The organism is Sneathiella sedimenti (assembly GCF_017313765.1).
GTDB lineage: Bacteria > Pseudomonadota > Alphaproteobacteria > Sneathiellales > Sneathiellaceae > Sneathiella > Sneathiella sedimenti.
In genome coordinates this window covers 159,163-185,599 of record NZ_JAFLNC010000003.1, presented here as the reverse complement: position 1 = coordinate 185,599, position 26,437 = coordinate 159,163, and the positions used below count along the sequence as shown (strand labels likewise).

General features: G+C 51.1%; 24 protein-coding genes. 14 read left to right on the top strand and 10 right to left on the bottom strand.

Annotated features, from left to right (window positions below):
• Window positions 1-3: 3 nt before the first annotated feature.
• From J0X12_RS10170 to ectA, 5 genes are all read right to left on the bottom strand, one after another.
• Complete coding sequence (locus J0X12_RS10170) at window positions 4-1,251, bottom strand: acyl-CoA dehydrogenase family protein (RefSeq protein ID WP_207045193.1); 1,248 nt, start codon at window positions 1,249-1,251, stop codon at window positions 4-6.
• A gap of 204 nt (window positions 1,252-1,455) precedes the next feature.
• On the bottom strand, window positions 1,456-2,952 hold the full coding sequence (locus J0X12_RS10165; protein ID WP_207045191.1) for an aspartate kinase: 1,497 nt from the start codon (window positions 2,950-2,952) through the stop codon (window positions 1,456-1,458).
• Window positions 2,953-2,974: 22 nt separating this feature from the next.
• Window positions 2,975-3,379, bottom strand: coding sequence for an ectoine synthase (locus J0X12_RS10160; RefSeq protein WP_207045189.1), 405 nt, complete (start codon window positions 3,377-3,379; stop codon window positions 2,975-2,977).
• 38 nt (window positions 3,380-3,417) lie between these two features.
• Window positions 3,418-4,698: a diaminobutyrate--2-oxoglutarate transaminase gene (ectB, locus tag J0X12_RS10155; RefSeq protein WP_207045881.1), complete on the bottom strand. Its 1,281-nt coding sequence runs from the start codon at window positions 4,696-4,698 to the stop codon at window positions 3,418-3,420.
• A gap of 118 nt (window positions 4,699-4,816) precedes the next feature.
• Entirely contained in the window at window positions 4,817-5,359 is a 543-nt protein-coding gene (ectA, locus tag J0X12_RS10150; RefSeq protein ID WP_207045187.1) for a diaminobutyrate acetyltransferase, read from the bottom strand.
• A gap of 290 nt (window positions 5,360-5,649) precedes the next feature.
• On the opposite strand from ectA, the gene J0X12_RS10145 reads away from it, so the two are divergent.
• From J0X12_RS10145 to phnE (J0X12_RS10125), 5 genes are all read left to right on the top strand, one after another.
• The gene (locus J0X12_RS10145; protein WP_207045185.1) at window positions 5,650-6,138 is read left to right on the top strand and encodes a MarR family winged helix-turn-helix transcriptional regulator; all 489 of its coding nucleotides are present in this window, start codon (window positions 5,650-5,652) and stop codon (window positions 6,136-6,138) included.
• Between the two features lie 454 nt (window positions 6,139-6,592).
• Window positions 6,593-7,555 carry a phosphate/phosphite/phosphonate ABC transporter substrate-binding protein gene (phnD, locus tag J0X12_RS10140; protein WP_207045183.1) on the top strand — a complete coding sequence of 321 codons (963 nt, stop codon included), beginning with the start codon at window positions 6,593-6,595 and terminating at the stop codon, window positions 7,553-7,555.
• Between the two features lie 34 nt (window positions 7,556-7,589).
• Complete coding sequence (gene phnC, locus J0X12_RS10135; protein WP_207045166.1) at window positions 7,590-8,414, top strand: phosphonate ABC transporter ATP-binding protein; 825 nt, start codon at window positions 7,590-7,592, stop codon at window positions 8,412-8,414.
• The gene (gene phnE, locus J0X12_RS10130) at window positions 8,411-9,223 is read left to right on the top strand and encodes a phosphonate ABC transporter, permease protein PhnE (RefSeq protein ID WP_207045164.1); all 813 of its coding nucleotides are present in this window, start codon (window positions 8,411-8,413) and stop codon (window positions 9,221-9,223) included. The genes phnC and phnE (J0X12_RS10130) overlap by 4 nt, the downstream gene beginning before the upstream one ends.
• A 1-nt stretch (window position 9,224) precedes the next feature.
• Entirely contained in the window at window positions 9,225-10,043 is an 819-nt protein-coding gene (gene phnE / locus J0X12_RS10125; RefSeq protein WP_207045161.1) for a phosphonate ABC transporter, permease protein PhnE, read from the top strand.
• 22 nt (window positions 10,044-10,065) lie between these two features.
• On the opposite strand, the gene J0X12_RS10120 is transcribed toward phnE (J0X12_RS10125), so the two are convergent.
• Window positions 10,066-10,872, bottom strand: a complete 807-nt coding sequence (locus tag J0X12_RS10120) for a DODA-type extradiol aromatic ring-opening family dioxygenase (RefSeq protein ID WP_207045158.1) — start codon at window positions 10,870-10,872, stop codon at window positions 10,066-10,068.
• A gap of 441 nt (window positions 10,873-11,313) precedes the next feature.
• Between J0X12_RS10120 and J0X12_RS10115 the strand changes: the two genes are divergently transcribed.
• The 8 genes from J0X12_RS10115 to J0X12_RS10080 all read left to right on the top strand — a co-directional run bounded on the left by J0X12_RS10115 (window position 11,314) and on the right by J0X12_RS10080 (window position 19,676).
• Window positions 11,314-12,882, top strand: a complete 1,569-nt coding sequence (locus tag J0X12_RS10115; RefSeq protein WP_207045157.1) for a hypothetical protein — start codon at window positions 11,314-11,316, stop codon at window positions 12,880-12,882.
• Between the two features lie 82 nt (window positions 12,883-12,964).
• Entirely contained in the window at window positions 12,965-13,348 is a 384-nt protein-coding gene (locus tag J0X12_RS10110; protein ID WP_207045155.1) for an allophanate hydrolase-related protein, read from the top strand.
• A 23-nt stretch (window positions 13,349-13,371) separates the two neighbouring features.
• Window positions 13,372-14,043, top strand: coding sequence for a cysteine hydrolase family protein (locus tag J0X12_RS10105; protein ID WP_207045143.1), 672 nt, complete (start codon window positions 13,372-13,374; stop codon window positions 14,041-14,043).
• A gap of 60 nt (window positions 14,044-14,103) precedes the next feature.
• Window positions 14,104-14,979, top strand: coding sequence for an oxamate carbamoyltransferase subunit AllH family protein (locus J0X12_RS10100; protein ID WP_207045141.1), 876 nt, complete (start codon window positions 14,104-14,106; stop codon window positions 14,977-14,979).
• A gap of 8 nt (window positions 14,980-14,987) precedes the next feature.
• Window positions 14,988-16,544, top strand: a complete 1,557-nt coding sequence (fdrA, locus tag J0X12_RS10095; protein WP_207045140.1) for an acyl-CoA synthetase FdrA — start codon at window positions 14,988-14,990, stop codon at window positions 16,542-16,544.
• Complete coding sequence (locus J0X12_RS10090) at window positions 16,541-17,947, top strand: YlbE family protein (protein WP_207045138.1); 1,407 nt, start codon at window positions 16,541-16,543, stop codon at window positions 17,945-17,947. Before fdrA ends, J0X12_RS10090 begins: the two co-directional genes overlap by 4 nt.
• A gap of 16 nt (window positions 17,948-17,963) precedes the next feature.
• A complete protein-coding gene (locus J0X12_RS10085) occupies window positions 17,964-18,914 on the top strand; it encodes a carbamate kinase (RefSeq protein ID WP_207045136.1) in 951 nt (316 codons plus the stop codon).
• Between the two features lie 42 nt (window positions 18,915-18,956).
• Window positions 18,957-19,676: a GntR family transcriptional regulator gene (locus J0X12_RS10080; RefSeq protein WP_337925151.1), complete on the top strand. Its 720-nt coding sequence runs from the start codon at window positions 18,957-18,959 to the stop codon at window positions 19,674-19,676.
• A 109-nt stretch (window positions 19,677-19,785) separates the two neighbouring features.
• On the opposite strand, the gene J0X12_RS10075 is transcribed toward J0X12_RS10080, so the two are convergent.
• Window positions 19,786-20,703: a calcium/sodium antiporter gene (locus J0X12_RS10075; RefSeq protein WP_207045122.1), complete on the bottom strand. Its 918-nt coding sequence runs from the start codon at window positions 20,701-20,703 to the stop codon at window positions 19,786-19,788.
• Window positions 20,704-21,051: 348 nt separating this feature from the next.
• Here J0X12_RS10075 and J0X12_RS10070 point away from each other — a divergent pair, with 348 nt between their 5' ends.
• Window positions 21,052-22,077, top strand: a complete 1,026-nt coding sequence (locus J0X12_RS10070) for an amidohydrolase family protein (RefSeq protein ID WP_207045111.1) — start codon at window positions 21,052-21,054, stop codon at window positions 22,075-22,077.
• Between the two features lie 78 nt (window positions 22,078-22,155).
• On the opposite strand, the gene J0X12_RS10065 is transcribed toward J0X12_RS10070, so the two are convergent.
• The 3 genes from J0X12_RS10065 to J0X12_RS10055 all read right to left on the bottom strand — a co-directional run bounded on the left by J0X12_RS10065 (window position 22,156) and on the right by J0X12_RS10055 (window position 26,358).
• The gene (locus tag J0X12_RS10065; RefSeq protein WP_207045106.1) at window positions 22,156-23,016 is read right to left on the bottom strand and encodes an alpha/beta fold hydrolase; all 861 of its coding nucleotides are present in this window, start codon (window positions 23,014-23,016) and stop codon (window positions 22,156-22,158) included.
• Window positions 23,017-23,272: 256 nt separating this feature from the next.
• Window positions 23,273-25,045, bottom strand: a complete 1,773-nt coding sequence (locus J0X12_RS10060; protein WP_207045102.1) for an adenylate/guanylate cyclase domain-containing protein — start codon at window positions 25,043-25,045, stop codon at window positions 23,273-23,275.
• An 83-nt stretch (window positions 25,046-25,128) separates the two neighbouring features.
• Window positions 25,129-26,358 carry an NAD(P)-binding protein gene (locus tag J0X12_RS10055; RefSeq protein WP_207045099.1) on the bottom strand — a complete coding sequence of 410 codons (1,230 nt, stop codon included), beginning with the start codon at window positions 26,356-26,358 and terminating at the stop codon, window positions 25,129-25,131.
• Between the last annotated feature and the right edge of the window lie 79 nt (window positions 26,359-26,437).

The window sequence follows — 26,437 nt, the reverse complement described above, 5'->3', positions numbered from 1 at the left end:
GCGTTACCAAGCTCCGTGCTTTTGAGCCTCCGCACGTCCGACAACCATATGATGCACTTCATCCGGTCCGTCAGCGAACCGAAGGTGACGTTGATGCGTATACATGCTGGAAAGCGGTGACCATTGAGATACTCCGGTTGCGCCATGCATCTGCATCGCCTGATCGATAATCAAGCAGACTTTTTCGGGCACCATGGCCTTCACCGCACTTACATAGACGCGTGCCTCTCTATTACCGAGAACATCCATGGCTTTTGCCGCCTGAAGTACCATCAGACGCATGGCATCAATTTCAATGCGGGCACGGGAAATAACTTCAAGATTCTTGCCAAGCTTTAAGATTGTTTTGCCAAATGCCTTGCGGCTACCGGCTCTCTTAACCATCAATTCCAGCGCTTTCTCTGCCTGGCCAATGGATCGCATGCAATGATGAATGCGACCGGGTCCCAACCTGACCTGGGAGATTTCAAAACCACGGCCCTCTCCCAACAGCATATTCTCTTCCGGGACACGCACATTGTTGAACTTGATATGCATGTGACCGCGCGGTGCATGATCTTCACCGAAAACCTGCATACCTTCGACAATCTCCACACCGGGAGTATCGATCGGCACCAGTATCTGAGACTGCTGCTTCGACGGCGCGGCGTCAGGGCTGGTCTTGACCATCGTGATCATGATTTTGCAACGAGGGTCTCCCGCGCCAGAAATATAGTATTTTTCTCCGTTAATGACCCATTCGCCATTTTCCAGACGCGCCGTGGTACTGATATTCTTGGCGTCTGACGAGGCTTCACCCGGTTCCGTCATGGCATATGCAGATCGAATTTCGCCGTTCAGCAACGGCTTCAACCATTTTTCCTTTTGCTCCGGCGTGCCGACCCGCTCCAGCACTTCCATATTGCCGGTATCAGGCGCACTGCAATTCAAGGTTTCAGCAGCCAAGGTGTATTTTCCGAGTTCTGCCGCGATATAGGCGTAATCGAGATTGCTCAGCCCTTCGCCGGTTTCGGCATCAGGTAAAAAGAAATTCCACAACCCTGATTCCTTCGCCTTTGCTTTTGCTCCCTCGAGCAATTCAAGCTGACGTGGATGCCAGCTCCAGCGGTCTTCCTTCTTCTCATTAAGGGCGAAAAATTCGTCAGTGATTGGCGCCACGTTTTCCTTAATATGCTTCTGCACGGCATAAAGCAGAGGGCGCGCCTCTTCTGACATAGCTAGATTAAACAACTCCTGGTCGGTTCCCGACATATTTTTATTCCTGTTCTTATAATTTGGATGCAGGTGATGCTGCGATTGTTGATCCCATCTGTCAACCATCATCATCGAAAACTGAAACCAAGTGCCCTCCAATCAACCTTTAAATACGGACGGAAAGTCCCGCATGGAGCATTCGTCGCAGCGCGTTGCCGAGGCGTCATTGCTTGTACAACAGGCCTCTTTTTTCACGAAAATTCAGGCAGCTGTTTTTTTGGCATCAATCAGCTCATACCCCGTATTCTCGATAAGCGCCTGGTGGAGAATCTCGACCGCTTCCGTGTAGCTGCCATCCGGGAAGGCAAACTGGATATCGACGCCGCGGCCAGACACATGCGTGGCAAGCAAGTCGAGATTTGATTTCTCAATTGCGGAAATTGCTTCGCCAAGGATGTTCTTTGCACGCAAGTTGGCCCCGATTGCCGATACGATATCGATCTTTCGGGTCTGGATGTCCGCGCCGGGCTGATGTTTTTGGATGTTTTCAATCACGCGGCGCACCTGTTTCATCGGTGCGGAAACATAGAATGACATTGTATTTGCATTCATGCTCCAGCTGACAAGCGGAACCTTGAACCGACGGAAGGCTGTTAGCGCAACCTCACCGGACCCCGGTATACCGACCATGTCCTGGTCAAACACCTCAATTTCAAACGCATTTTCAAGACCGGTTACAATTTCAATGCGGGCCTCCTCCGGCGTCCAGCTTTCGTCAATCACAGTGCCCGGGTGGTTTGGCTCAAAGGTATTGACGATCCGAAGGGGGATACCCTGCTGCCGAAGGCCTTTTGCCGCGCGAGGATGAATCGCTTCCATCCCCATGTTGGAGAGCTGGTCTGCAACGTCATAGTTTGTCCGTCCGATAGGTTGCACCTTGTCAGCACCGACAATCCGTGGATCCGCACTGGAAAGGTGAAATTCCTTGTGGATAACGGCTTCGTTCGCGCTGGTAACGCAGGCAATCGCGGAAAATGTTACTTCAGAATAACCGCGACCGTATATTCCCATCAGGCCATCTGCAGCCTGGGTATAGCCGGTGACGATGGGCATCACGGTCTGGACATCTATATCGACGAAGGCATCGCGGATGCGATCTTCAAGGCTCATGCTCTCGCTTTCACGCCAGCCTGAAAGATCAACAAACTCGGCGTTCACGCCACGACGGCGCAGCAACAGCATCGTATTATGAGCGCTGTGCGCCTCCCCGATGCCGCTAATCATTTCCCGCACTGTCATCAGATGTTCTTTAAGCTTGAAATGTCCATAGCCGCAGATTCGCTGCAGGTCGATCAGGCAGCTTCGCACACCTTCAACCCGTTCCTGCACGAACCGGTCAGCAAGCTTGCGATCCGCCTCATCGTCAAAAGCATCGGTATTGATTTCCAGCATACGACTTTGAACTCGTGACAGGGCGTCACCCCATGCCCAATCATTCTCCGAGCCGGCATAAAGCGCGAACACGCCCGGCTCACCCGTTTTTTTGTTTTCAAGCAACAGATCAGTGATGCCGCCATAAGCGGAGACGACGAATATCCGATTATAGAGCTCTTCATTTTTTCTACCGCCAATGAGAATGTTATCGAACACTGCCTCGATATTCGACATTGAGGTTCCGCCTATCTTGTGGACGGAATGCGACCTGCGATCCTTGGTTGCTTCCCCGTTATGTGCGGGTGGCATTGTCTTACTGGTCATAGATTATCCCGTTTCCGTGCATTTATGCGTTTTGAAGCGCTTCTTCATTCAATTTGTAGGCGCCATCTTCATCATGGACTTCGCGGCCGTTAAGTGGAGGGTTGAAGGCACAGGCAAGCTGCATATCTTCGGTACCACCACGCAACAGGTGCTGATCATTCTTGTTCAGAATATAAACAGTACCAGGTTCGATCTTGTAGATCTTGCCATCGCTGACCGTTTCCACTTCGCCATTGCCGGAAATGCAGTAAACGGTCTCAAAATGGTTTTTGTACCAGATTGGCGTTTCCGTTCCGGCGTAGATGGTCGTGATATGGAAGGAATATCCCATTCCATCATCGGCCAGGGAAAGGCGAACGCTTCTCCATGTGTCGGTTTTTACGGTGCGGTTAGAGTTTTCACACTCTTCAAGCGTGCGAACAATCATAATAGTCTCCTGAAATAGTATCTAGCTGTCTGGTGCCTTTACTCGGCAGCGATCAGGTTTGAATTTCCTGCGTTAATAGCCGCGTCAAACGCCTGATTGAGAATATCAAGACCACGGGCCAGCTCCTTATCCGTAATGGTGAGGGAGGCGAGACATTTCACCACTTCGCCATGCGCGCCCGAAGTCTCGATGACAAGGCCGCGCTTGAAGGATTCCTCGACGATACGGCTCGCAAGATCGCCGGATTCGACGACAATCCCGCGCATCATGCCTCGGCCGCGCAATTCAACAACTTGGTCGGCATAGTTTTCCTGAATTGCTTTAAAGCCGCTCAGCAGTTTTTCGCCCTTGTCCTTTACGCCATTCGCAAAGCTGTCATCTTGCCAGAATTTTTCGAGGGCGACCGTCGCCGTGACGAAAGCATGGTTATTTCCGCGAAACGTGCCGTTATGTTCGCCGGGCTCCCAGATATCGAGGTCGCGATTGATGAGCGTGACAGCGAAGGGCAGCCCATAGCCGGAAAGCGACTTGGAGAGCGTAACCATATCCGGCTTGATGCCGGCCGGCTCGAAACTGAAGAACGTTCCCGTTCGGCCGCAGCCTGCCTGAATATCATCTACGATCAGCAGGACGTCATGGCGACGGCATACCTGTTCCAGATTTTGCAGCCAGTCAATACGGGCGGCAGTTAATCCACCCTCACCTTGTACGCACTCAACTATGACAGCCGCCGGAAGATCAACACCGCTGGACGGATCGCCCAAGGCGCGATCGAGATATTCCGTGCTGTCCAAGTCCTTACCGAGATAGCCGTCATACGGCATTGTACTGCTGCCAGGCATATCTACGCCTGCGGCGCCGCGGTGATGCTCGTTTCCAGTGGTCGCGAGGGCACCGAGTGTTACCCCGTGGAAACCGTTAGTAAAGCTGATGACATTGCTGCGGCCGGTGACTTTGCGGGCGAGCTTCAACGCGGCCTCAACGGCGTTTGCGCCTGTAGGGCCGGTAAATTGCAGCACATAATCCAGTTTTCTTGGCTCAAGGATGTATTGTTCAAATGCGTTCAAGAAGGCGGCTTTTGCCTTTGTGTGCATATCAAGGCCGTGGGTAATCCCACCGGAACCCAAATACTCGATCAATGCTTCCCGCATGTCCGGATCGTTATGACCATAATTCAGACTACCCGCACCAGCAAGAAAATCGATGAATTTATTGTCTTTCTCATCCGTTAGGGTAGCGCCTTGCGCCTTGTCAAAAACGACAGGGAAAGACTTTGCATAACTTTGAACTTGTGACTCACGTCTTTCAAAAATAGAGATAGCAACCTCACTTTTGTTGTTGAGTTAAATAGTAATCGTTTCATGAGCCAGGGCATTGCGACCCGATTGTCGGATAGCTCCACCTGGCAACAATAGATGATGAAATTGTATTCCAGCCTTACGCTGCGCTGGAGAGAGCCGACATTATGTCCGCTCGCTTGAACGGCCCGATATTCCAGAGCATTTCCGTTTCCTGCTGACCATCGAAATGCTCTTCCTCGTCGAACAAGACGTCTTGGTCGACATCTGCGCCCATTTCACGGGCTATCGATTTAAAGACTCCGTGAGAGGCCTTATTGTCCGGCGTAATCGTCGTCTTGATATATTTTACCTTCTTCGCAGAGGAGCGATGCAGGATATCGAAAATCATGCGCTTACCAAGGGAAAGTCCCCTTGCTTCGGGCGCCACCGCGACCTGCCAGATAAACAGGCTTTCCTCGTCTTCCGGAATCATATAGCCGGATACAAATCCAACCACCTCACCATTGATTTCCGTAAGCGCGCTGGTTTCACTAAAGTGAGAACATTGCAGCAGATTACAATAGACCGAGTTTTCATCGAGAGGCTTGCACCTCTCCACCAGTTCATTAATCGCAACTCCATCTTCGGGAGACGGTCGCCTGAGTATAATTTCCGGATCACGATCTTTCATTGCACTCATTGTACTGAATTTCCCTTTTATTAATATATCAATTAACGATATAATTTTCTTGCGTATGACATAGACAGTCGCGCCCCAAATGTCAACCAAGCCATTAAAAATTAATATTTTATTTTCCCGCAGCGCCCTAAAATCTAATTATTTCGCCGATTGCATTGTCAGGTAAAAACAAAATTACATTGATATTTGATTGAAATTTCGCTACAGCATAATTTGTGGAAGATGTTTCAGCGTTTTTGAGCTATGTATCTTTCCCTTTTAGTGCCAGAACGTTGCACAGGATATCGGGCATGGATCAACTCAACGAAGCACTTGTCTCTATTCGCAAGATATTGCGGGCGACGGAATTGCACGGAAAAGCGCTGCGTATTGCGACAGGCCTTAAGACATCGCAATTGATTGTCCTCCAGGCGCTCGAAGAATCACCCGAACTCACAGTTGGCGAGATTACGGCTCAGGTGCATATGGCTCAGGCAACGGTGACCATGATTGTCAGCCGGCTTGAAACCATGGGTTTTGTTCGCCGGAAAAAAGGGGTTACCGACAAACGAAAGGTCTTTGTAAGCCTCACGGAACGCGGGCTGGAGGTTCTAGCCCAGGCGCCCGAGGCGTTGCATCAGCGTTTCGCGGAAGAGTTTGAGCCCTTGGAGGTTTGGGAAAAATCGATGATGATTGCCTCCCTTCAGCGAGTAGCCGCTATGCTGGATGCGTCGGACATTGACGCGGCGCCACTCCTGCAATTGGGGGAAGTTCACGCTCATGAAACAGGTACCAAGTAAGACAGTTGCGACCGCCTAATCCCTTTTACTTCCAAAAAATCCGCATACGAACACTCAATCCTGCCGGAAAATTTCTGACGTGCATGTCTTTAACCGGGAAATAACAAAATTTCCCAACTGATCCCTCTCAACTGGACACGCCTGAACTTAATCATCGTTTGTTGCTGCGGAATATTAAACCATGTTAAGCTAATGTTTTATGGCTTAAAACCATACGCGCGCGAGAAAGCAGGAAAATCACCAGCGCGGTTGTTCTGAACAGGGAGAAAATGAGTCGCTTCTAGCGCCTTTTCGGGAGGCAAGGCGCCTGATTATTTTAAAGGCCAAACATTGACGTAACAAAACCTTCACGGGATTTTCGTTAATGCAAACCCTACAGTCCTCTCGCAATGTAATTGGGGGAACCTAAGAACAGTAATTTGCAATTACATTCTTAAATACATGGAGGAAATAGATGGCTCTAAAATTACTCGGCAAGGTTTTTGCTGTTGCTGCACTGACAATTGCGGCGTCTACCGGCGCACAGGCCGCATTCACGCTCGATTCCCGTTTTACCGATACGGACGGTGATTTAACTGCGGATACACCAACTGATCCCGCGATGCAGATTGACCCTGATACCCTTATTTTTGCTTATACACCGGTAGAAGATCCTGCCGTCTATGCCAAGGTTTGGGACGGCTTTCTGAAACATATGGAAGAAGTCACGGGCAAGAAAGTACAGTTCTTTCCTGTTCAGTCAAATGCGGCACAGCTTGAAGCCATGCGGGCAGGCCGACTGCATATAGCTGGTTTCAACACCGGTTCCAACCCGATTGCTGTTGCCTGCGCGGGCTTCAAATCATTCGCCATGATGGCGCGGGAAGATGATAGCTTTGGCTACGAAATGGAGATCATTACTTACCCCGGATCTGGAATTGAAAAAGTCGAAGATATCAAGGGAAAGAAACTGGCCTTTACGTCGGAAACCTCTAATTCCGGCTTCAAGGCACCTTCGGCACTGCTGGCCAGTGAATTTGGCATGAAAGCGGGCCAAGATTTCGAAGCGGTTTTTTCAGGCAAGCATGACAACTCAATTTTAGGCGTTGCCAATAAGGATTATCCTGCTGCTGCAATTGCAAACTCCGTCTTGAACCGGATGATATTGCGCGACGTAATCAAGAGCGATCAGGTCAGCACTATCTATAAATCCCAAACCTTTCCAACTACCGGTTACGGCGTTGTTTATAACCTGAAGCCCGAGTTGCAGGAGAAAATCAAGTCCGCATTCTTCAGTTACGACTGGGAAGGATCTGCTCTGCAGGAAGAATTTTCCAAGTCCGGCGAGGCGAAATTCATTCCAATTACATTCAAGAAGCATTGGGAAGTAATTCGCAAGATTGACGCTGCCAACGACGTTTCCTATGACTGCCAATAATGGCATTTTAATACTTAAGACTGTGAGGTAGCGTATGCTCCGCGTTGAAAATCTGCGGAAACGTTATCGGACCGGGGACGAGGCGTTGAAAGGCGTCTCGTTTTCTGTGCCTGCTGGCGAAGTTGTCGGGTTAATAGGCCCGTCTGGCGCAGGAAAATCAACCCTGATCCGTTGCGTAAACCGCCTGGTTGAACCAACCGACGGTAATGTTTTCTTGAACGACCTGAACATCACACAACTCGGCCGAGGAGATTTGAAGCGGGCTCGTCGTCGCATCGGTATGATTTTTCAGGAATTTGCACTGGTTGAACGCCTGAGCGTAATGGAAAATGTGCTCTCGGGACGGCTGGGCTATGTCTCTTTCTGGCAAAGCTTTACCCGCCGATTTCCCCAGGCGGATGTTGATAAGGCCTTTGCCCTGCTGGAGCGTGTTGGACTGTCCGATCATGCGGACAAGCGCGCAGATGCTCTGTCGGGCGGACAGCGCCAACGCGTTGGCATCGCGCGCGCGCTCGAACAGGATCCGGAATTGTTACTGATTGATGAACCTACGGCGAGCCTCGATCCGAAAACATCGCGCCAGATAATGCGCCTGATCACGGAAATCTGTCGTGAGCGTAATTTGCCGACCATCATTAACATTCATGATGTGCCGCTGGCGCAAGCCTTTGTCGATCGCATTCTCGGGTTGCAGGATGGTGAATTGGTCTTTGATGGCCCGCCGTCTGAACTGACAGAAAGTGTTCTGACCCGCATCTATGGTGAAGAAGACTGGACGACCATGCGCGGCGACCAAGACGATGGCGAGGATGGTCGTTCAGCGCGCCTGATAAAAGAAGCACCGGCGGAGTTGGTATGACTGTGGAAAACGCGTCGGCAGCACCGCGCATCTGGCGAAAACAACCCTTTATCAAGAACCCTTTGACTCGTTGGGGCCTTTATACAGCTGCGTTGATTTATCTTGCTCTCGCCGTTTCTACTGTGCCCGTAAATTGGGCGCGCGTTTGGGAAGGGCTCGATCGGGGCTGGCGATTTGTCCAAGGGTTCCTTGTCCCCGATTTTACGTCGCGCTGGGGCGACATCTTGATCGGCATGCAGGAAAGCCTGACCATGACGGTGACCTCAACCGTGGTGGGTATTCTAATCTCAGTACCGATCGGCATCGGGGCAGCCCGCAATATAGCACCGGCCCCGGTTTACGCTATTTGCCGGGGAATTATCACAATTTCACGCAGTTTCCAGGAAATTATCATCGCAATACTGTTCGTTGCAATGTTTGGCTTCGGCCCATTTGCGGGCTTTCTAACGCTTAGCTTTGCAACCATCGGGTTCTTATCCAAGTTGCTGGCGGAGGATATAGAGGACATTGACGAATCCCAAACCGAGGCTATCGGGGCGACCGGCGGCGGATGGTGGCAGGTCGTCAATTATGCGATCCAGCCGCAGGTAATGCCGCGACTGATTGGCCTGTCTCTCTATCGTCTTGATATCAATTTCCGGGAGTCCGCCGTGATTGGAATTGTCGGGGCCGGCGGCATAGGGGCGACCCTCAACACCGCCATTGACCGGTATGAGTATGATACTGCCGGTGCGATCCTCATAGTCATCATCCTGATTGTAATGGTGGCAGAATATAGTTCGGGTTATGTACGAAAATGGGTGCAATAACATGCCGATAAAAAAATCAGAAGCCGGCGCCCCCGTCTGGATGCATCGGACACCTAAAACCAGACTCTTGATGTGGGTCGGCTGGCTGGCGCTTGTTGCATTGTTCGTTTTCTGCTGGCAAGTGATGACAAAAGACACTATCTGGTATTTTGTTGCAGATGCCCCCCGGCAGGCGGCCGACATCGGGTCGCGCATGTTTCCCCCGAAACTAGACTATATGAATGAACTATGGGGCCCATTGTGGGATACCATCAATATCGCGACGCTGGGAACATTGCTGGCGATAGTCATGGCCGTGCCGGTCGCATTTCTCGCGGCACGCAACACGACGCCCAGTATCCGTTTTGTCCGCCCAGTAGCATTATTTATAATCGTTTCCTCGCGGTCGATTAATGCGTTGATCTGGGGGCTTTTATTGGTGGCAGTAATCGGCCCAGGGGTATTTGCTGGTATCATCGCTATTGCGCTCCGCTCCATCGGGTTTATTGCCAAACTGTTATATGAGGCGATCGAAGAAATTGACGAAACCCAGATTGAGGCAATCAACGCGACGGGAGCGTCGGCAATGCAACGCCTTGATTATGGTATCACGCCACAGATTATGCCTGCTTTTGCCGGGATTACGGTTTTTCGCTGGGATATCAATATACGTGAGTCCACCGTGCTGGGTTTGGTTGGTGCCGGCGGCCTCGGCCTAAAACTTCAAGCATCTATCAATGTACTTGCCTGGGGACAGGTAACGACAATCTTCATCGTGATCCTTGTGACCGTGATGATCAGCGAGTGGGTATCCGCTAAAGTCCGCCATAGCCTGATTTAGTACACCAGCCGGAATAGCCTTATTAATTGACGGACCAGCGAAACCCGGACACGTGGAAGCCCAGCAACTTGTCACGATAGATGTTTTTACCTTCAAGGTTCGCTCCGGACGCGGCGCCGAAGCAAACATGCAGCGGGAGTAAATGTTCTTCTCGAGGATGACAAAATCTGGCGCCTGGTCCCTTGCTCCAGTTGACAAGATTGGTGGTCCGTTCGGCGTTGGAAAAGCCGGGCCCAACCAATGTGTCATTGAGCCAGGCATCAAATAGTTCGTCTTCAGATCGGTTAGGCATTTGCCCGCCAAGCATGGCCCCCAGATTGTGAAAACTCAGGCCGGACCCGATAATTGTAACACCTTGTTTCACCAATGGGCTGAGAGCCAGCCCTATCTTGATATGTGCATTAGGGTGGAGGGATGCCAACAGGGACATCTGCAGGATCGGTATATCCGCCGACGGCCGAATGAGCATCATGGGCACAAATGTTCCGTGATCAAAACCCCGTTCAGTATCAATCTGATTATCGATGCTCGCAGCGCTCAGTAGTGCGCTCGCTTCCTGGGCAAGGGCGGGGGCACCGGATGCGGGATAGTTATACCTGTATGTCTCCGGCGGAAAGTTATAATAGTCAAACAGTAACGGCGGCTTAGCGGCTCCGGAAAGAAGAACAACCTGCCCTTCCCAATGCGCCGTCACCAATATGATTGCGCGGCTACCTTCAACCTCATCCTCCATGCCTCGCATCAAGTCAATGATACCTTTGTGGCTATCGTCACCCATTATTGGCAATGGGCCACCACCATGGGGAATGTAATAAACCTGTTCTGCCATCTTTCACTCCGGATTGCCGCGATTGGTAAGTCCTGATGTAGGCGTCATTGTAGGGGGATCGCGTCTGTCGGTCTTTAAAAAATGAAGCCAGGCGCTTCTGGTCCTCATCACACAATGGGCGGTTATTTTCATGTTTACACGCCAACTTAACATCTTGAAATAGCAGTAAGGATTTGGACTTTTAACACAAAATAGAATGGAAATGCCCGCATAGGTATTTTTAAAACATCATATTTTTCTTGTATTCAATAAAATATACTATATTGTCGACAATTGCGCGAGAGTTTGTCTCTAGTTGTCGTACAGGGGGGGGGGCGGCAACGAAGATGGAAAATTTCTATATAGTGTACTGTTGAAATTTTTCTGTTCTGCGTTCGGTTGAAATATCGACATACAGTGAAGCACTCCCAGCCTTTCAAGGTTGCCAAAATGGAGGCACTTATGAGCACAGAAACTTTTGACAAGCCAAAGCTGTGGACCCCAGGTGACTGGAACGCATTCTTTGGGCTTTTCACAAATATTTTGCTGAACGTACTGGTACTGACGGGACTTTCCCTTTACGTCGTTCAAATGCCGGAAACGACTGTATACGGTCGAATTCTCCCGGCACTAGGTATCGCACTACCGCTTGGCAATTTATTTTATGCCTATCTGGCCTATAAATTATCGCAGAAAGAAGGTCGCTCAGATGTAGCGGCTTTGCCGTATGGTCCAAGTGTACCCCACATGTTTATTGTGGTGTTTCTGGTCATGCTTCCCACCTATTTGAAAACGAATGATCCAATACTAGCCTGGCAGATGGGTTTGATCTGGGCATTGATAATTGGTGTAATCGTGCTGATCGGTGCTTTTGTCGGACCGACCATTCGCAAGTATACGCCGCGCGCGGCAATGCTTGGAACGCTGGCGGGTATTTCCATTGCCTTCATTTCGATGCGGCCCGCCTTCCAGATGTATGAAGTCCCATGGATTGCTATCGTCTGCTTCGGTATCATTCTTCTGAGCTGGCTTGGCAAAGTGCGTATGCCATTTGGTATCCCAGGCGGACTTGCCGCTGTCATCGTTGGAACGGCAATGGCGTGGGGAGCAGTGTTCCTCGGCTATAGCGACCTAATGGTCCCTTCCGCCGTTGGCTCAGCCATGGATACGTTCAGTTTTTATATGCCGACTTTGTCTGGCGATGTGTTTGCCGTTTCCCTTGGTGAAGTCTGGCCCTTGTTGGTTACTGCTATTCCGCTGGGTATCTATAACTTCACCGAAGCCATAAACAATATTGAATCCGCTGCCGCTGCTGGCGATGATTTCAATTTACGCCCTGTACTTCTGGCGGATGGCGGTGGCGCTGTCGTCGGATCGTTGCTTGGTTCTCCGTTCCCACCCGCAGTCTATATTGGCCATCCAGGCTGGAAAGCAGTTGGTGGACGAATTGGCTATTCCCTGGCGACGGGCTTTTCGGTAGCCGTGATTTGTTTCTTCGGTCTTACGGCGCTGCTATTGTCTGTTATTCCGTTGGTTGCCATACTACCAATCTTGCTGTTCATTGGACTGGTCATCGGTGCCCAGGCTTTTCAATGCACACCAAAAGCACATGCACCGGCCATTATTTTGGCAACAATACCGAGTATCGCCGAATGGGCCAAGACGCAGATTGACGGTACGATACAGGTCGCCGGAACAAGCGTAGCCGAAATTGGTATTGCAAACCTGAATTCAGCCAATGTGCTTTATCATGGTGTCGAAACCCTCGGCGGCGGCTCCATCCTCGCCGGCTTGATGCTCGGCGCGATTGGTGTGTTCATAATTGAGCGCAAGTTCAATTGGGCCGCTGTTTATGCCGGTATTGCGGCCGTTCTGTCCTTCTTAGGCTTTATCCACGGATCACAACTGGCCATAAATGCCAGCCCGTCCGTCAGTCTAGGTTATGCTCTGCTCGCTCTGATGCTGGCGTACGTGAGCTTGCGACAGGAGGAAGGTGTTGACTGGACGCCCGTCGATGATGACGCACCTTGATCAGTGGTGTCCTGATAAACTGGGGAGGGAAAGAGACATTCTCTCCCCCAACCTTTAGTCAAAATAAAAGAAAGGACGTCTTGTGAAGGAACTTTTTGTCAATGGCACATTGATGCGTGGGCTAGGCTTGCACTCCAACCTGGAGGGTGCTGAGTTTCTCGGTGAATTCCGAACCCAGCCTTGTTATCGGTTATTTTCCATCGGTGATGTCCACCCGGGCATGTTTGAAGTAGATCCTGAAAAAGAAAACGGCGTCTCGGTTACCGGTGAATATTATCGTATGAGTGATGAGATCTGGGCCAGAGTTGAGGCAGGCGAACCACCGCATCTCTATTGCGGTCCTGTGAAACTTGAAGATGGTCGTACTGTGGACGGCATTCTTTTTCCGCGCGAGCACGCAGAAGGAATCCACAAGGAAATTTCTAGTTTTGGTGACTGGCGAGCTTACATGGATTCCAAAAAATAACTCACCGCACAAGAGAGAAGATTATGACTCGAAAAATTCAGGCTGAGCCTTATGAACTGGTATTTGACCCAAAGCACACCGCGTTATTAATCATTGACATGCAACGCGATTTTGTCGAACCCGGCGGCTTCGGCGAAGCCTTGGGTAATGACGTAACGCTTGTGCGCACAGCCATTGAACCAACAAAAAAGCTGCTGGATATGGCGCGTCACCAAGGATTGTGTGTCATTCACACCAGAGAGGGTCACGCCCCCCATTTGGGCGATCTCCCGCCAACAAAGGCTGAACGTGGTCGCCCGGGACCTGATGGCGGCATTGGTTCCGTTGGCCCCATGGGCCGTATCCTGGTTCGCGGCGAAAAAGGTCACGATATTATACCGGAACTCTATCCACTTAATGATGAACCCGTAGTTGATAAGCCTGGCAAGGGCGCCTTCTGGGCTACGGACCTCCATTTAATTTTGCAGAACCGGGGCATCAAAACCCTGATTGTCTGCGGTGTAACAACAGAAGTGTGCGTCACGACTACTGTCCGCGAAGCCAATGATCGTGGATATGAATGTGTTGTTGTCTCGGATGCAACCGGCTCATATTTCCCGGAATTTCATAAAATGTCCCTTGAGATGATCAAGGCTCAGGGCGGAATCTTCGGCTGGGTTACGGACAGCAGCGAGGTTATTAGAGCGTTCAGGTAAAACCGTTAAAGCAAGAGATTGAAATCATCCTCTTGCTTTTCTCAAACAAGAGGATCGTTGATGATTATCAGAGCAGGCATAGGTTTTGAGGGTAATTGGCAGGGTGAAATTCATAGCACCTACGCTGAGGCCGTTAACGTTTGCGTACGTGACTCTGATGAGGAAACCCTGAAAACTTTAATAGCTGGAGAGGAGAACATTGGAGAACGCTGTCTTGCTCTAGAGAAACGGTCTGCGCGCCACCTCTTTGCCCGGCTAAAACCGGGTATGATGGTCCGCTGTGATCAACTCGGTCTCCATTTTCCAAAGACGGGGATCTCATCCCTTCGGTTAACAGAGAGCCAGAAGGATAGTTGGAGCAGCCCTCCTCCTCCCGAAAGTATTTTAATTAATGATCTATCCTGCAAGTTCGTGCGAGACGCCCTGCAGAAAGAGAAGACAAATTTAAATGCCCTCCCGCTCCGAATCGCCGCTCAAACCCGCTTCGACGCTTTTGTTGAAGATTTGCACAGTCACAATAAACCGGATGACAAACTACTGGCCGGCGTGATTGGTGCCGGCCCAGGCCTGACACCGAGTGGCGATGATATGCTGGTAGGTCTCTGTTGCGCCTTGCACGGCCTAAAGAGTTCCCTATTAGAGTCATTGGCAGTCGCTTTACGGCCCCACCTGGGAAACACCACTTTGGTCAGTCGCCTATTGCTGAAGGATGCTTTGAGGGGCTCATTTCACAACCCGCTAATTCAGCTACGCAACGTACTGATGCATGATGCCGAGCCCGCCAAGGTTTGCGCGATCTTTCACCAGGCGACAAGCATTGGCGCCAGTTCAGGCTGCGATGGAGCCTGGGGATTACTTAACGGCCTACTAGTTTTCCATCAACCCCATCCGTCATCGATGTTCAGACTCGAAGATACGAACAACTGTTACCACTAGGAGTATCCATGGAAACGAGGACGAAAATTTACCAAAACATCTATCAGGATTCCGTGGCACTTATGCGCATTTCGGCAACCATCTCCGACATGCCCGGCATCGAGCAGGCATCGGGGCTGATGGGAACAACCACCAATCTGGATTTGCTGTTGGAAAGCGGCTTATTGGATGCCCGCCCCAACACGAAACCCAGTGATTTGCTATTTGTCATAAAGGGCAAGCCAGAGGCATTGGATGACGCCTTCACTGCTGCCGAGATTGCACTCGCGCCCAAGGAGTCCTCAGAGTCGAGTGGCGGCGTTAAGCGTCTCGCGCCAACCTCCTTGCTTGGTGCACTGGAAGAAGCTCCGATGGCCAACCTGGCATTGATTTCCACCCCTGGGGAATTTGCCGCGGCGGAGGCCATGAAAGCCTTGCGGGCCGGACTGAATGTGTTGCTTTTTTCCGATAACATCTCAGTCGAACAGGAAATTATATTAAAGAAATACGCCGCCGAAAAAAGTCTCTTATTCATGGGGCCTGATTGCGGCACCGCCATTATTAGCGGTGTCCCACTGGCTTTCGCAAATGTGGTCCGCCAGGGGAATATAGGTATTATCGGGGCTTCGGGCACCGGCATCCAGCAGGTTTCAAGCCTGATTGATCAACTCGGCTCGGGTGTCAGCCACGCCATTGGGACAGGCGGGCATGATCTGTCCAAAGAGGTCGGTGGCCTGACTATGTTGGCAGGCATTCATGCGCTGGCAAATGATCCTCAAACCAAGGTCATAACCTTGATTTCAAAACCTCCGGCGAAAGAAGTTGCGGATAAAGTTCTTGCCGCTGCCAGTAAAACCGGAAAGCCTATTGTCGTAAACTTCCTGGGCGCTGACGCAAGCCAAATCAAGGGCCCGCACATCACAGCCGCCAGTACCCTGGAAGAAGCCGCCCACCGGGCTGTCGCTCTTGATAAAGGAGAAGCAGCAGATTTTACCAGCGCCGGACCTGACGATCTCGGGATAAATGAACGCAGCAAAATTATTGCCCGAACCATCAAGTCACCACAACGCTATTTGCGTGGACTATATACCGGCGGCACCTTTTGCTATGAGGCGCAATTGCTTTTACAGAACCATCTATCGGATATTTGTTCCAATGGCCCCGTCGGCAATGCCCAGAAAATGACGTCGCCCTTCCGAAGCGAAGGGCACACTGTGATTGACCTGGGAGATGATGTATTTACACGCGGCAAACCCCATCCGATGATTGACCCGACTCCCCGCAATGAACGCATCCTGCAGGAAGCGAATGACCCGGAGACTGCCGTCATTCTTTTGGATGTTGTCCTGGGGTATGGGTCGCACGATGATCCCGCCGGGGAATTGGCAAAAACCATCGGAGCCGCCAGAACCTCCCTAAAGGGATCCGGGCCAGCCTATATTGCCTCAATTTGCGGCACTGTTAACGATCCACAAAATCTTGCCGATCAGAAGGCAAAGCTGGAAGCCGAGGGTGTAACGCTTTGCGCAAGTAATGCGGAAGCGGTCATTCTTGCCCTGCAAGTTGTTAAGCGGAGTCAACAATGAAAAACATTATTAGTGATCCATTGAACGTGATCAACGTGGGACTAGCAAAATTTGCTGATCCATTTGTTGCCCATTCCGTTCCTGTTATTTCCTGCCAATGGCAACCGCCCGCGGGGGGTGTCGCTGAAACTGCCTGGCAGTTGGCTCAAATAACCAATAACCCGATTGTTGAAGCCGCCAACGAGATTGCCTTTTCACGCTACCTTGAAGCCAACCCAATCTTGACAGGGGTTGGGACGGCCGTTGACTCCATACCCGGTATGGGTTCCAAACAAATTCTTCATTCCGGCCCCCCCGTGGCTTGGCGTGATATGTGTGGCCCACAGCAAGGAGCTATCATAGGAGCGATCTTGTTTGAAGGCTGGTCCAGCACCGCCGAAGACGCACAAAAACTTGCCAAGAATGGTGATATTGAGCTGACACCCGCGCAGCATTTAAACGCCGTCGGGCCAATGGCCGGGATAATCAGCCCATCTATGCCGGTATGGATTGTTAAGAACGAGATGTTAGGGAATTTAACCTACTGCAACTTCAACGAAGGACTTGGCAAGGTACTTCGTTTTGGTGCCTATAGTGATGATGTACTGAACCGCTTGCGCTGGATGGCCGACGTTCTAGCTCCGGTGCTGCAGGAAGCCGTTGAGATCATGGGCGGCCTCGAACTCAAGCCCTTGATGGCTTCGGCCCTGCACATGGGGGATGAGGTCCACAACCGCAATGCGGCGGCGACATCGCTATTTTTTCGCAAACTCGCCCCCGCCGCGCTGCAAGGCAGTGCCGATAAGGCCCAAATTAGCGAAGCCCTCAGTTTTATTGCCGGCAACGATCACTTCTTCCTAAACCTCTCCATGGCGGCGTGTAAATCCATGCTTGATGCTGCAAGCGGTGTCGAGAATTCGAGCATGGTTACGGTTATGGCGCGAAATGGCGTTCAATTCGGCATCCGTATTTCGGCATTTCCCGACCGCTGGTTTGTGACAGAGGCCCCGCTGGTGGAAGGATTGTTCTTTCCCGGATATACGGGCGCTGATGCAGCTCCCGATCTAGGTGATAGTGCGATTACCGAAACTGCCGGTGTTGGCGGGTTTGCTATGGCTGCGTCCCCGGCTATCGTCCAGTTCGTGGGCGGAGATGTGGCCCAAGCGGTTGAGAACTCTCGAAAGATGCAGCGCATTACCCTTGGCCGCAATTCCGCGTTCACCTTGCCCATGCTGGATTTTGCAGGAACGGCCGCGGGCATTGATATTCGTAAAGTTGTTGATACCGGGATCCTGCCAATTATCAACACGGGGATTGCTCATAAAGATGCAGGCGTCGGACAAATCGGTGCCGGGCTGACAGCGGCGCCCCTTGAGTGTTTTACCCAGGCACTAAGAGCACTTTATTACAATCTGAATACGTAATAGTGAGGATCATCTGATGACCAATAATCTTGCTGTTGTTGCTATCGGTGGAAACGCTCTGATTCCAGATGCTAAAAATGTATCCCTGAATGATCAATTTGCGGTCGTTCAGAAGATAGCCATCAACATCGCCGATATGATCGAACAGGGCTGGAATGTGCTCTTAACACATGGGAACGGTCCTCAAGTGGGCTTCATCATGCGGCGTTCAGAACTGAGCGAGAAATATGTTTCAAAAGTGAGCATGGACTATGCGGGCGCGGATATTCAAGGGGCAGTCGGTTACATGTTTTGTAAGGCCCTGCGTAACGAATTCAAGCGACGGGGCATCAAGCGCGATCCTATCGCCATTGTTACCCAGACATTGGTTGATCGAAATGATCCAGCCTTTTCTAATCCCACCAAGCCCATCGGATCATGGTATAGTAAAAAGGAAGCCGAAGCGCTCGCTAAAAAAAATGGCTGGAGTATTATTGAGGACTCAGGTCGGGGATGGCGACGTGTGGTGCCCTCGCCAAAGCCCATCGATATTATTGAGGTCAATTCCATCCGCAAACTGATCGCTGACGATTTTTTGGTAATTACCCTTGGCGGTGGCGGCATACCGGTCATTGAAAATGTGAAGGGCGAAATTGAGGGAATTGAAGCCGTTATCGATAAAGATTTTTCGTCTGCGCTGCTGGCCCAAGACATTGGCGCGGATATGTTGATTTTACCGACCGGGGTTGACCGTGTCAGCCTGGGCTTCAATACACCTAACGAACGGCAAATAGAAACCATGACTGTGAGCGAGGCCAGGGCCCATTGTGCCTCCGGCGAATTCCCGGCTGGTAGCATGAAGCCCAAAGTTACAGCCCTTGCGGATTTTGTTGAACACAGGGAGGGAGCCAATGGTATTATCACCAGCTTACCTCTTATGGGACTAGCCTTGACAGGCAAAGCGGGCACACGAATAATTCGCGACTAAGCCTTTGTTTTCAATATAGAAATGTGAAATAAAATATTGTCAGTGAAATCAAACTCTAAAACCGAACAACGGGCAAAGCAGAGTGGCAAAACCAAGATAAGTTTGGGACAAAAAATATCAGATACTCTAAAGCGACGAATCCTGAATTGGGAGTACCCCCCCAACACACTCTTGGTTGAAGAAGAGTTGAGCGAGGAATTTGGTGTCAGCCGTAGCCCTGTGCGCGAAGCCCTGCAAATGCTGGAATCCGCTGGTTTGGCAGAGCGCCGAAAAAACCGCTCATTTGTGGTTAAGCAAGTTCGCTTTGAAGAAGTTCGGGACATTTACGAGTTTCGCGAAGCCATCGAGCTATACGTGATCGAGCGGCTGTGTGTTCTAGAGCAGAGGCAGGCCGGATTGAAAGCGTTGAAAGTTCAGTGGCTAGATATCCAGAAATCTCATGAAGCAGGTGTGGATCCGGAGCCTGCAAAGGCCGCGCTATTGGATCAGGACTTCCATGAAGGTCTCGCGGAATTGTTAGGTAACAAAGTTATTTTGAATGCCTTACGGTCTCTTAGCGAACGATTACTGTTCTTTAGGACTATCGATTTTCAGCGTGACGGACGAATTGGGGAAACCTGTCGTGAGCATCTGGAAATTATCGACGCCATCGAAAAAGGGAACATCGAAATGGCGAGAAGATGCCTGTTGGAAAATATCGATGGTGGATTACAGAACGTACAATATGGATTACAGGTCGCCCTGATGCGATCACATTCCTGAACAGGAGGGTTGACCGGTTCCGGTTAAGTTGAGACGGAGACCTTGTTCGGTTTGCAGAACAGCCCCCTAGAGACAATAAATGTAACCCAGAACCTGCCAAAGCTAGGCTTCACTGCGCCATCCACACATATAATAGATAACTGACAAGAAAGAATACAGCGGTCCCTCGTCCAATGACCGGACGCGTGAGCAAGAGGAGGGTGAGTAAAATCGATGCGCCAATCATGACCGGCAGGTCAAAGGTCAGGAAGCGCGATGCCACTGGAACCGGTGTTATCACAGCGGTAACACCGAGAATGCCCAAAATGTTGAAAATGTTGGAACCGACAACATTACCGATGGCGATCTCCGACTGCCGACGAAAAGCGGCAATGAGGGAAGTCGCAAGCTCAGGTAACGATGTACCCACGGCGACGATAGTCAGGCCGATGAAGGCTTCAGAAATACCAAATCCTCGCGCGACTGAGACCGCGCCGTCCACCAACAAACGAGCGCCAAACATCAAGGCGATAAGTCCCGCGATTACCCAGAAAATGGAAATGGACACTGATCTGGGAGCCTGAAGGTCAACAGCTTCAATGAGTGCTCCGGCAGATTGTCGATAGGCCCAAATCAGATAAAATACGAGCCCGGCTATCAACATCATGCCCATGACCCGCCCCATTTCGCCCCTGGCAAAGATCGGCACAAGAACAAGCGCTGCCATCACCATGACGACCGTGTCTCGCCGCAGAGTCGCCCCGGTCACGCGGATCGGCCAGACCAGCGCCGAAAGGCCGATGATCAGGAGAACATTCGCAATGTTCGACCCAACGATGTTGCCGATCGCAATATCCGGCACACCGTGCAAGGCGGCATCGACCGATACCAGTAGTTCTGGTGTAGAAGTGCCAAAGCCGACCACAGTAAGCCCGATAAGGAGCGGAGGAATAGCCATACGCTGAGCAATTCCCACACTACCGCGCACCAACAGCTCGCCCCCGAAGAAAAGACCGATCAAGCCGCCTAGAATGTAAATGTAATCCAATTTAAATGCTCTCGGGGCAGTTGATCCACCGTCTAGAAGAAGTGTGCCTATCAAGTCGTATCTGCAAGATGTATCCTAAAGTATATTTGCAAACCCTAGGGTCAGCAAATCGTAGCGTTCAGAATAATTTCCCTGGCCTGACCCGATAGCTGTATCGTAGTTTATACGGCAAGACCGTAAATCCAGGAAGTTCCGGATGCTGTACTCAACCATTTCTTGCAAAACCTCTCTGCATTCGCCTCAGGTCGTTTATAATAACCCCACAGGATAGCCGGACCGGAAAGCCAATTCTCCCCAGGCTCCGCTTGCGAAGATCCATGGATTACTCATTGTGCTAGGAAAAGAAAAATGACAATCAAACCAACAAATTTCGACTGGCTTAACCTCACGGTTGAAGAAACATTAGAGCCCGAGTTACCGATCTGCGACCCGCATCATCATTTGTGGGATTCACGGAGCGATAGAGCGTCCCAGCGGTACCTTCTCGATGAAATTCTCACCGACGTGACGAGTGGTCACAACGTCGTCTCGACCGTGTTCATAGAATGTGGGTCGATGTACCGATCAAGCGGCCCCGACAACTTGAAACCGGTTGGCGAAACCGAATTCGTTAATGGTATTGCGGCAATGAGTGCATCCGGGCTTTATGGTAAGCCGCGTGTTGCCGCGGGCATTGTTGGTCTGGCTGACCTGATGTTCGGCGATGCTGTTGGTCCTGTACTGGATGCCCACATCGCCGCGGGGGGCGGTCGATTTCGCGGCATTCGCCATCGGGCTTGCTGGGACCCAAGCAAGGATGTACCGAATTCCCAACCAACAACAATCCAAGACTTGTACCTGAATGACCAATTTCGCGAAGGGTTCGCAACTCTTGCGCCGCGAAATTTAAGCTTTGAAGGCTGGTGTTATCATCCGCAAATACCCCAGCTAGCGGATCTTGCACGCGCCTTTCCAGAGACAACCATCATCCTCAATCATTTTGGCGGCCCCCTTGGTATCGGACCCTATAAAGGGAAACAGGACGACTATTTTCCGGCCTGGAAAAACGCGATAACCGACCTGGCGAAATGCCCGAACGTGGTTGCAAAGCTTGGCGGTCTCGCCATGGAGATTAATGGCTTCGACTGGCATATGAAGCAACGCCCGCCTTCAAGCCTTGAATTGATGGAGGCAACACGGCGTTTCTATGAACATGTAATTGAACAGTTTGGTCCCAAGCGGTGCATGTTTGAATCCAATTTCCCGGTCGACAAGGTGAGCTGTAGCTATAATGTACTATGGAACTCGTTTAAACGACTGACGGCCAATTACAGCGACGCTGAAAAAGCTGACTTATTTCACGATACCGCAAACCGCGTATACCGTTTGGGATAAGCTCTAAAAATCCGTCCCGCCGACAGGCTATCAATCTGTCGGCGGTAAACTCTCGGCCATGAGGCCCAAATCAACTCATCACAAGAATTCTTTCAGGTCTGCCATGAACTTCTCGAACTGGTCATGATGCAACCAGTGACCGGCATTTTCGTAATTTTTCACGGTTGCACTTTTGAAATGCTTGATCCGTCCATCTTTTATCGGGTTTGACGCCCAGCTGTCATTGCCGTAACACAGCATTGTCGGACAGGTGATTTCTCCCCATAATTTCTGGGTTTCTTCCTGGCTAATATCAAATGGCGCCCAGACACGCATATAATGATCGAACTTCCAGCTGAACGTCCCATCCTCGTTCTGGTTGACCGCGTGCGTTGTCAGATGCAGGGCTTGTTCTTCCGATAAATGCTTATTTTCAGCCTTCATACGCGCAAGGGCGTCCTCAAATGTTTCATACCGGCGATGCGTCCGGGCACTTGCCGCCCGCTTTTGATCGATCCAGTCGCGCCAGCGTTTTGCGACCGGAGTTTCTTGAGCCTCCCTTATCATCTTGGGCGATGATCCAAGGCCTTCTATCGCGACAAGCTTTCGAACGTTTTCCGGATAAAGCCCTGTATAGCGAAGAGCGATATTACCTCCCATGGAATGAGAAACAATCGTTACCGGGCTCAACTCCTTTTGATGGATTAGCTGCGCAATATCATAGACATAGCTCTGGATACTGTAATTACCGTCGGTCGACCATCCGCTGTCTCCATGGCCACGCAAATCCGGCGCGATGACATGCCAGTCATGACGCAATTCCTCTGCCACCCAGTCCCAGTTCCGGCAATGGTCACGCCCTCCATGTACTAGCAACAAAGCCGGCGCCTCCGGGTTTCCCCAATCCACATAGTGAAGCTTAATGCGTTGCGAAATATAGCTATTTGAAATCGGGCCCATAGGTGACTTCCTGTATGATTATTCGTGTTATTTTGGGAGTACTATAAAATGAATAGCCGGCTGCGGTCTACTCGAGGAATTCATTCCGCGAATAAATAAAGACTTTTCCGCACGGACTATTAGAAGAGCGTCTGCCGACAAATATATGTGTATCAGGGATTCCCTGCTGCCTATGGGCATTGTTTCCTGCAACAGGGTTACGTAGGTATATGTCCACGTTTCTTACATTCGTGCACGATGAGGTGTTCGTCTTCCTTTACTCCCGGGGCAACCCGATTTCGACCAGCTTCTCCAACTCTGGCTCGATTGACTTGATCATGCGCGGCCATGATGGAAACGGAAAGGCCGTTTGCCACATCTTCAGCGACAAAGCTGGCCGACGACCAATGGCCCGCTCCAGCAGGTATTTTGCCTGATCCAGATCATTCAGGCGCGCATACAGCGTTGCCCCAACCATGAGCGGAAAGTAATCCGCCTGCATCGATGCACAGGCGGCATCTATCGGTTCTTTCACATCTGGTCGCAGATTTTCAAGGTCCCGCATCCATCGGGCCGTCCCGATCATGAAATGGAATGCCCAGGCCAACGGGTCCTTTGGATTAAGTGCCAAGGCCGTTTGTGCCGATTTTTCCATCGCGTGTGTATCGGGGTCAACCTGATATAGATAGAACATCGTGCGCGCGTGATACATTACCGGGTTGTTATCATTCAGCGCATAGGCGCGATCCAGAGACTCTTTGGCCGGCGTTTCCTGACGCATCAGGGTCAACAACGACCCGAGTGCGACATGCCCGTCCTCCAATCGATCGTCCAGCTCAATGGCCTTGCTCGCATTGACCAACCCTTGCTGCACATCATTGGGAATATCGCTACTTCGGCCGGTCGTAACCATGACAGAATGCCAACGCCCCAAAAGTGCATATGGCAAGGCAAATTCCGGGTCAGCGTCGATTGCTGCTTTAAACAGCTTTGCCGCCGCGGGATAACTCTCGTTATTGTAATTATAAAACTCTGCCAACCCCTTTTGGCATAATTCCCACGCCGTCAGGTTTTCTGTAGGTTTGCGCCTTGCCAGCGACCGCTCATTCGCGCCAAGTTCCGGTGCAAGCTCAGACACAATCGCGCGGGTTAATTCATCCTGCAAGTCAAACAGGTCTGACACCATGCGATCCCAGCGGCCAGACCAGATATGCCCTCCGGTTTTCGCCTCAACCAGGTGTGCACTCACCCGCAGACGATCTCCCCCCCGGCGAACCGATCCTTCGACAACGTAGCGCACCCCAAGCTCACTGGCTATTTCGCGCACGTCCTTGTGAGTGTTCCTGTAAGAAAAGGCCGAATTTCGCGCGATGACGAAAAGAGATCGAAAACGCGACAACTGGACAATAACATCCTCGGCAATACCGTCCGCGAGGAACCGCTGTTCGTCATCATCCGAGTTATTTTCAAACGCCAGTACCGCGATGGACGGACGCTCTGATCTTCTGGGAGGTTTCGTTGGTCTGGCATCAACGCCCTTAATCAGCACGTTCCATGCATTAACTGGCGCCGGAATGTTCTTCACATATTGCGGCCCCAATGGCACCAGGAGCGTGTCGCTGGCATCAGCGACTTCTGTAAATACAGTCTCGGAGACGCAGACACCGCCCGGCGGCGCAATGCTTTCAAGGCGGGCAGCGATGTTGACCACGTCTCCCAGCACGTCATCGCCATCAACAATTACCTCACCGTAATTGATTCCGATACGGAACATTAATCGTGTTTCAAGGGGGACCGCACCTTCGCGTTCAAACATTGCGTGTTGGAGGAAAACGACCGTATGCAATGCAGCGCGCGGCGACGGGAACTCGACGAGAAACCCATCTCCCATGGTTTTGATGACCCGGCCCTGGGCGCTGGAAATCGCCGGAATGATAAGCTCGTGCCGCAATTCCCGAAATCTCGTGATCACGGCCTCTTCGTTATTCGAGACCAACCGCGAATATCCCACGAGGTCCGCTGCCACGATAGTTGTCAGACGTCTTTCCATTAGCTTATTCAAGACTATCCGTTTCTGAAGATCACTCTGCCCCTCACAAAACTTCTCCCTCTAAGTTGTTCACGGGTCATGGTTCAATCGTCTAGGACACCCGCGCGATATACTGAAATTACATCGACATTATAGGTGATACTCATCCCCCGCTGCATATGGTACCAGACATCGCTCCAACCTAAAGACCAGGCGGTAACAATGTCTTTCCCATCGGGGTTACGAAACTCTCTGGCTATCTGCCGCGCAACATCTGGCGTAACCCAGACAAGCCCGTAATAGGCGGGAATTTCGTCCAGCGGTCCATATCCCTGAACCGAATAGCCATATTGCATCAGGCCGACCAGGGATTCCCAGTCGTTGGACCTCAGGAAATCCAGGAAACTCCGGGCCGACTTGGAGTGCAAGAACGGATCGGGCGGCTTAAGTGGCATCGGCTTTTGCCGACCCATAATACGCTCATGTTCAACGCAATAGGCATCAAGATCATCCGCAATTCTCTCCTGAAGCGCCTCAGCATTTTTTTTCCTATCCGGCCCTATCGGCGGCGACATGCCCGTTTCATCCGCCGCCTTCAAGAGAATATACTCGGGATAACTCACAACCGGCGGCACAGGAAACTTGCCCGAAAACTGTCCTTTGGTAATGATACCGCGAAAATTTCCGGTGGGTCCGCCGAAACCTACCTGCTTATTCCCCACGTCGGTTGTGAATTGCGCAAATTTCTTGACCATCTCGTCATACGCTGGCGACAGGTAACATGTTCCGAGTTCACAGATTGTATTCTTGACTTCGTGCTGTGGGCGGGGAAACCCCTCTGGTACTGTATGCGTTTTACCGCCATAGCGATCCGTCTTTTCAAGGAGCCTGACGGCTTCATAGCCAAGGTCGCGCAGCATATTGGCCACCAATAACCCACTAACTCCCGCTCCCAGGATCACAATAGGAGCTGACTTGTCCTGCGGCAGTTCGATCCGGCTCTTCTTACTTGGGTCATCGGGGGCGAACAGCAGGTTGATGTATAGCCAGCAATGCAAGACAGACTCAAAACAGGTAGACGCATGTACAAAGGCGGTGTGGTTCATGCCCTGGATATCAAGATATTTCCATGGCATGTTCATCTCGAGATCCTCTGGGCCGAAGTGATCGAAATAGGGGGTCGTGACTTCGCTCAGGATTTCATAATCCGACCCATAGGGCCACCATTCAAGTTCAGCGAGATAACGTTCCAGATACTGCCGGAATTTTAACGGAGACGGCGGATGTTCCACTGCTTTAACGATCTGGTAAACCGTAACGAGGTTTTCATCCATTTCATTGGCAACCTCCATCCCGTAAGTTTTGCCAGTTTCGTTGCGATAGCCGTATATCCAGCCTCTCATTTCCTTGAGA

Coding starts and splice junctions, on each gene's coding strand:
- J0X12_RS10170 (WP_207045193.1), bottom strand. CDS start 1,251: ATGTCGGGAACCGACCAGGAGTTGTTTAATCTAGCTATGTCAGAAGAG.
- J0X12_RS10165 (WP_207045191.1), bottom strand. CDS start 2,952: ATGACCAGTAAGACAATGCCACCCGCACATAACGGGGAAGCAACCAAG.
- J0X12_RS10160 (WP_207045189.1), bottom strand. CDS start 3,379: ATGATTGTTCGCACGCTTGAAGAGTGTGAAAACTCTAACCGCACCGTA.
- ectA (WP_207045187.1), bottom strand. CDS start 5,359: ATGAGTGCAATGAAAGATCGTGATCCGGAAATTATACTCAGGCGACCG.
- J0X12_RS10145 (WP_207045185.1), top strand. CDS start 5,650: ATGGATCAACTCAACGAAGCACTTGTCTCTATTCGCAAGATATTGCGG.
- phnD (WP_207045183.1), top strand. CDS start 6,593: ATGGCTCTAAAATTACTCGGCAAGGTTTTTGCTGTTGCTGCACTGACA.
- phnC (WP_207045166.1), top strand. CDS start 7,590: ATGCTCCGCGTTGAAAATCTGCGGAAACGTTATCGGACCGGGGACGAG.
- phnE (WP_207045164.1), top strand. CDS start 8,411: ATGACTGTGGAAAACGCGTCGGCAGCACCGCGCATCTGGCGAAAACAA.
- phnE (WP_207045161.1), top strand. CDS start 9,225: ATGCCGATAAAAAAATCAGAAGCCGGCGCCCCCGTCTGGATGCATCGG.
- J0X12_RS10120 (WP_207045158.1), bottom strand. CDS start 10,872: ATGGCAGAACAGGTTTATTACATTCCCCATGGTGGTGGCCCATTGCCA.
- J0X12_RS10115 (WP_207045157.1), top strand. CDS start 11,314: ATGAGCACAGAAACTTTTGACAAGCCAAAGCTGTGGACCCCAGGTGAC.
- J0X12_RS10105 (WP_207045143.1), top strand. CDS start 13,372: ATGACTCGAAAAATTCAGGCTGAGCCTTATGAACTGGTATTTGACCCA.
- J0X12_RS10100 (WP_207045141.1), top strand. CDS start 14,104: ATGATTATCAGAGCAGGCATAGGTTTTGAGGGTAATTGGCAGGGTGAA.
- fdrA (WP_207045140.1), top strand. CDS start 14,988: ATGGAAACGAGGACGAAAATTTACCAAAACATCTATCAGGATTCCGTG.
- J0X12_RS10090 (WP_207045138.1), top strand. CDS start 16,541: ATGAAAAACATTATTAGTGATCCATTGAACGTGATCAACGTGGGACTA.
- J0X12_RS10085 (WP_207045136.1), top strand. CDS start 17,964: ATGACCAATAATCTTGCTGTTGTTGCTATCGGTGGAAACGCTCTGATT.
- J0X12_RS10070 (WP_207045111.1), top strand. CDS start 21,052: ATGACAATCAAACCAACAAATTTCGACTGGCTTAACCTCACGGTTGAA.
- J0X12_RS10065 (WP_207045106.1), bottom strand. CDS start 23,016: ATGGGCCCGATTTCAAATAGCTATATTTCGCAACGCATTAAGCTTCAC.
- J0X12_RS10060 (WP_207045102.1), bottom strand. CDS start 25,045: ATGGAAAGACGTCTGACAACTATCGTGGCAGCGGACCTCGTGGGATAT.
- J0X12_RS10055 (WP_207045099.1), bottom strand. CDS start 26,358: ATGGATGAAAACCTCGTTACGGTTTACCAGATCGTTAAAGCAGTGGAA.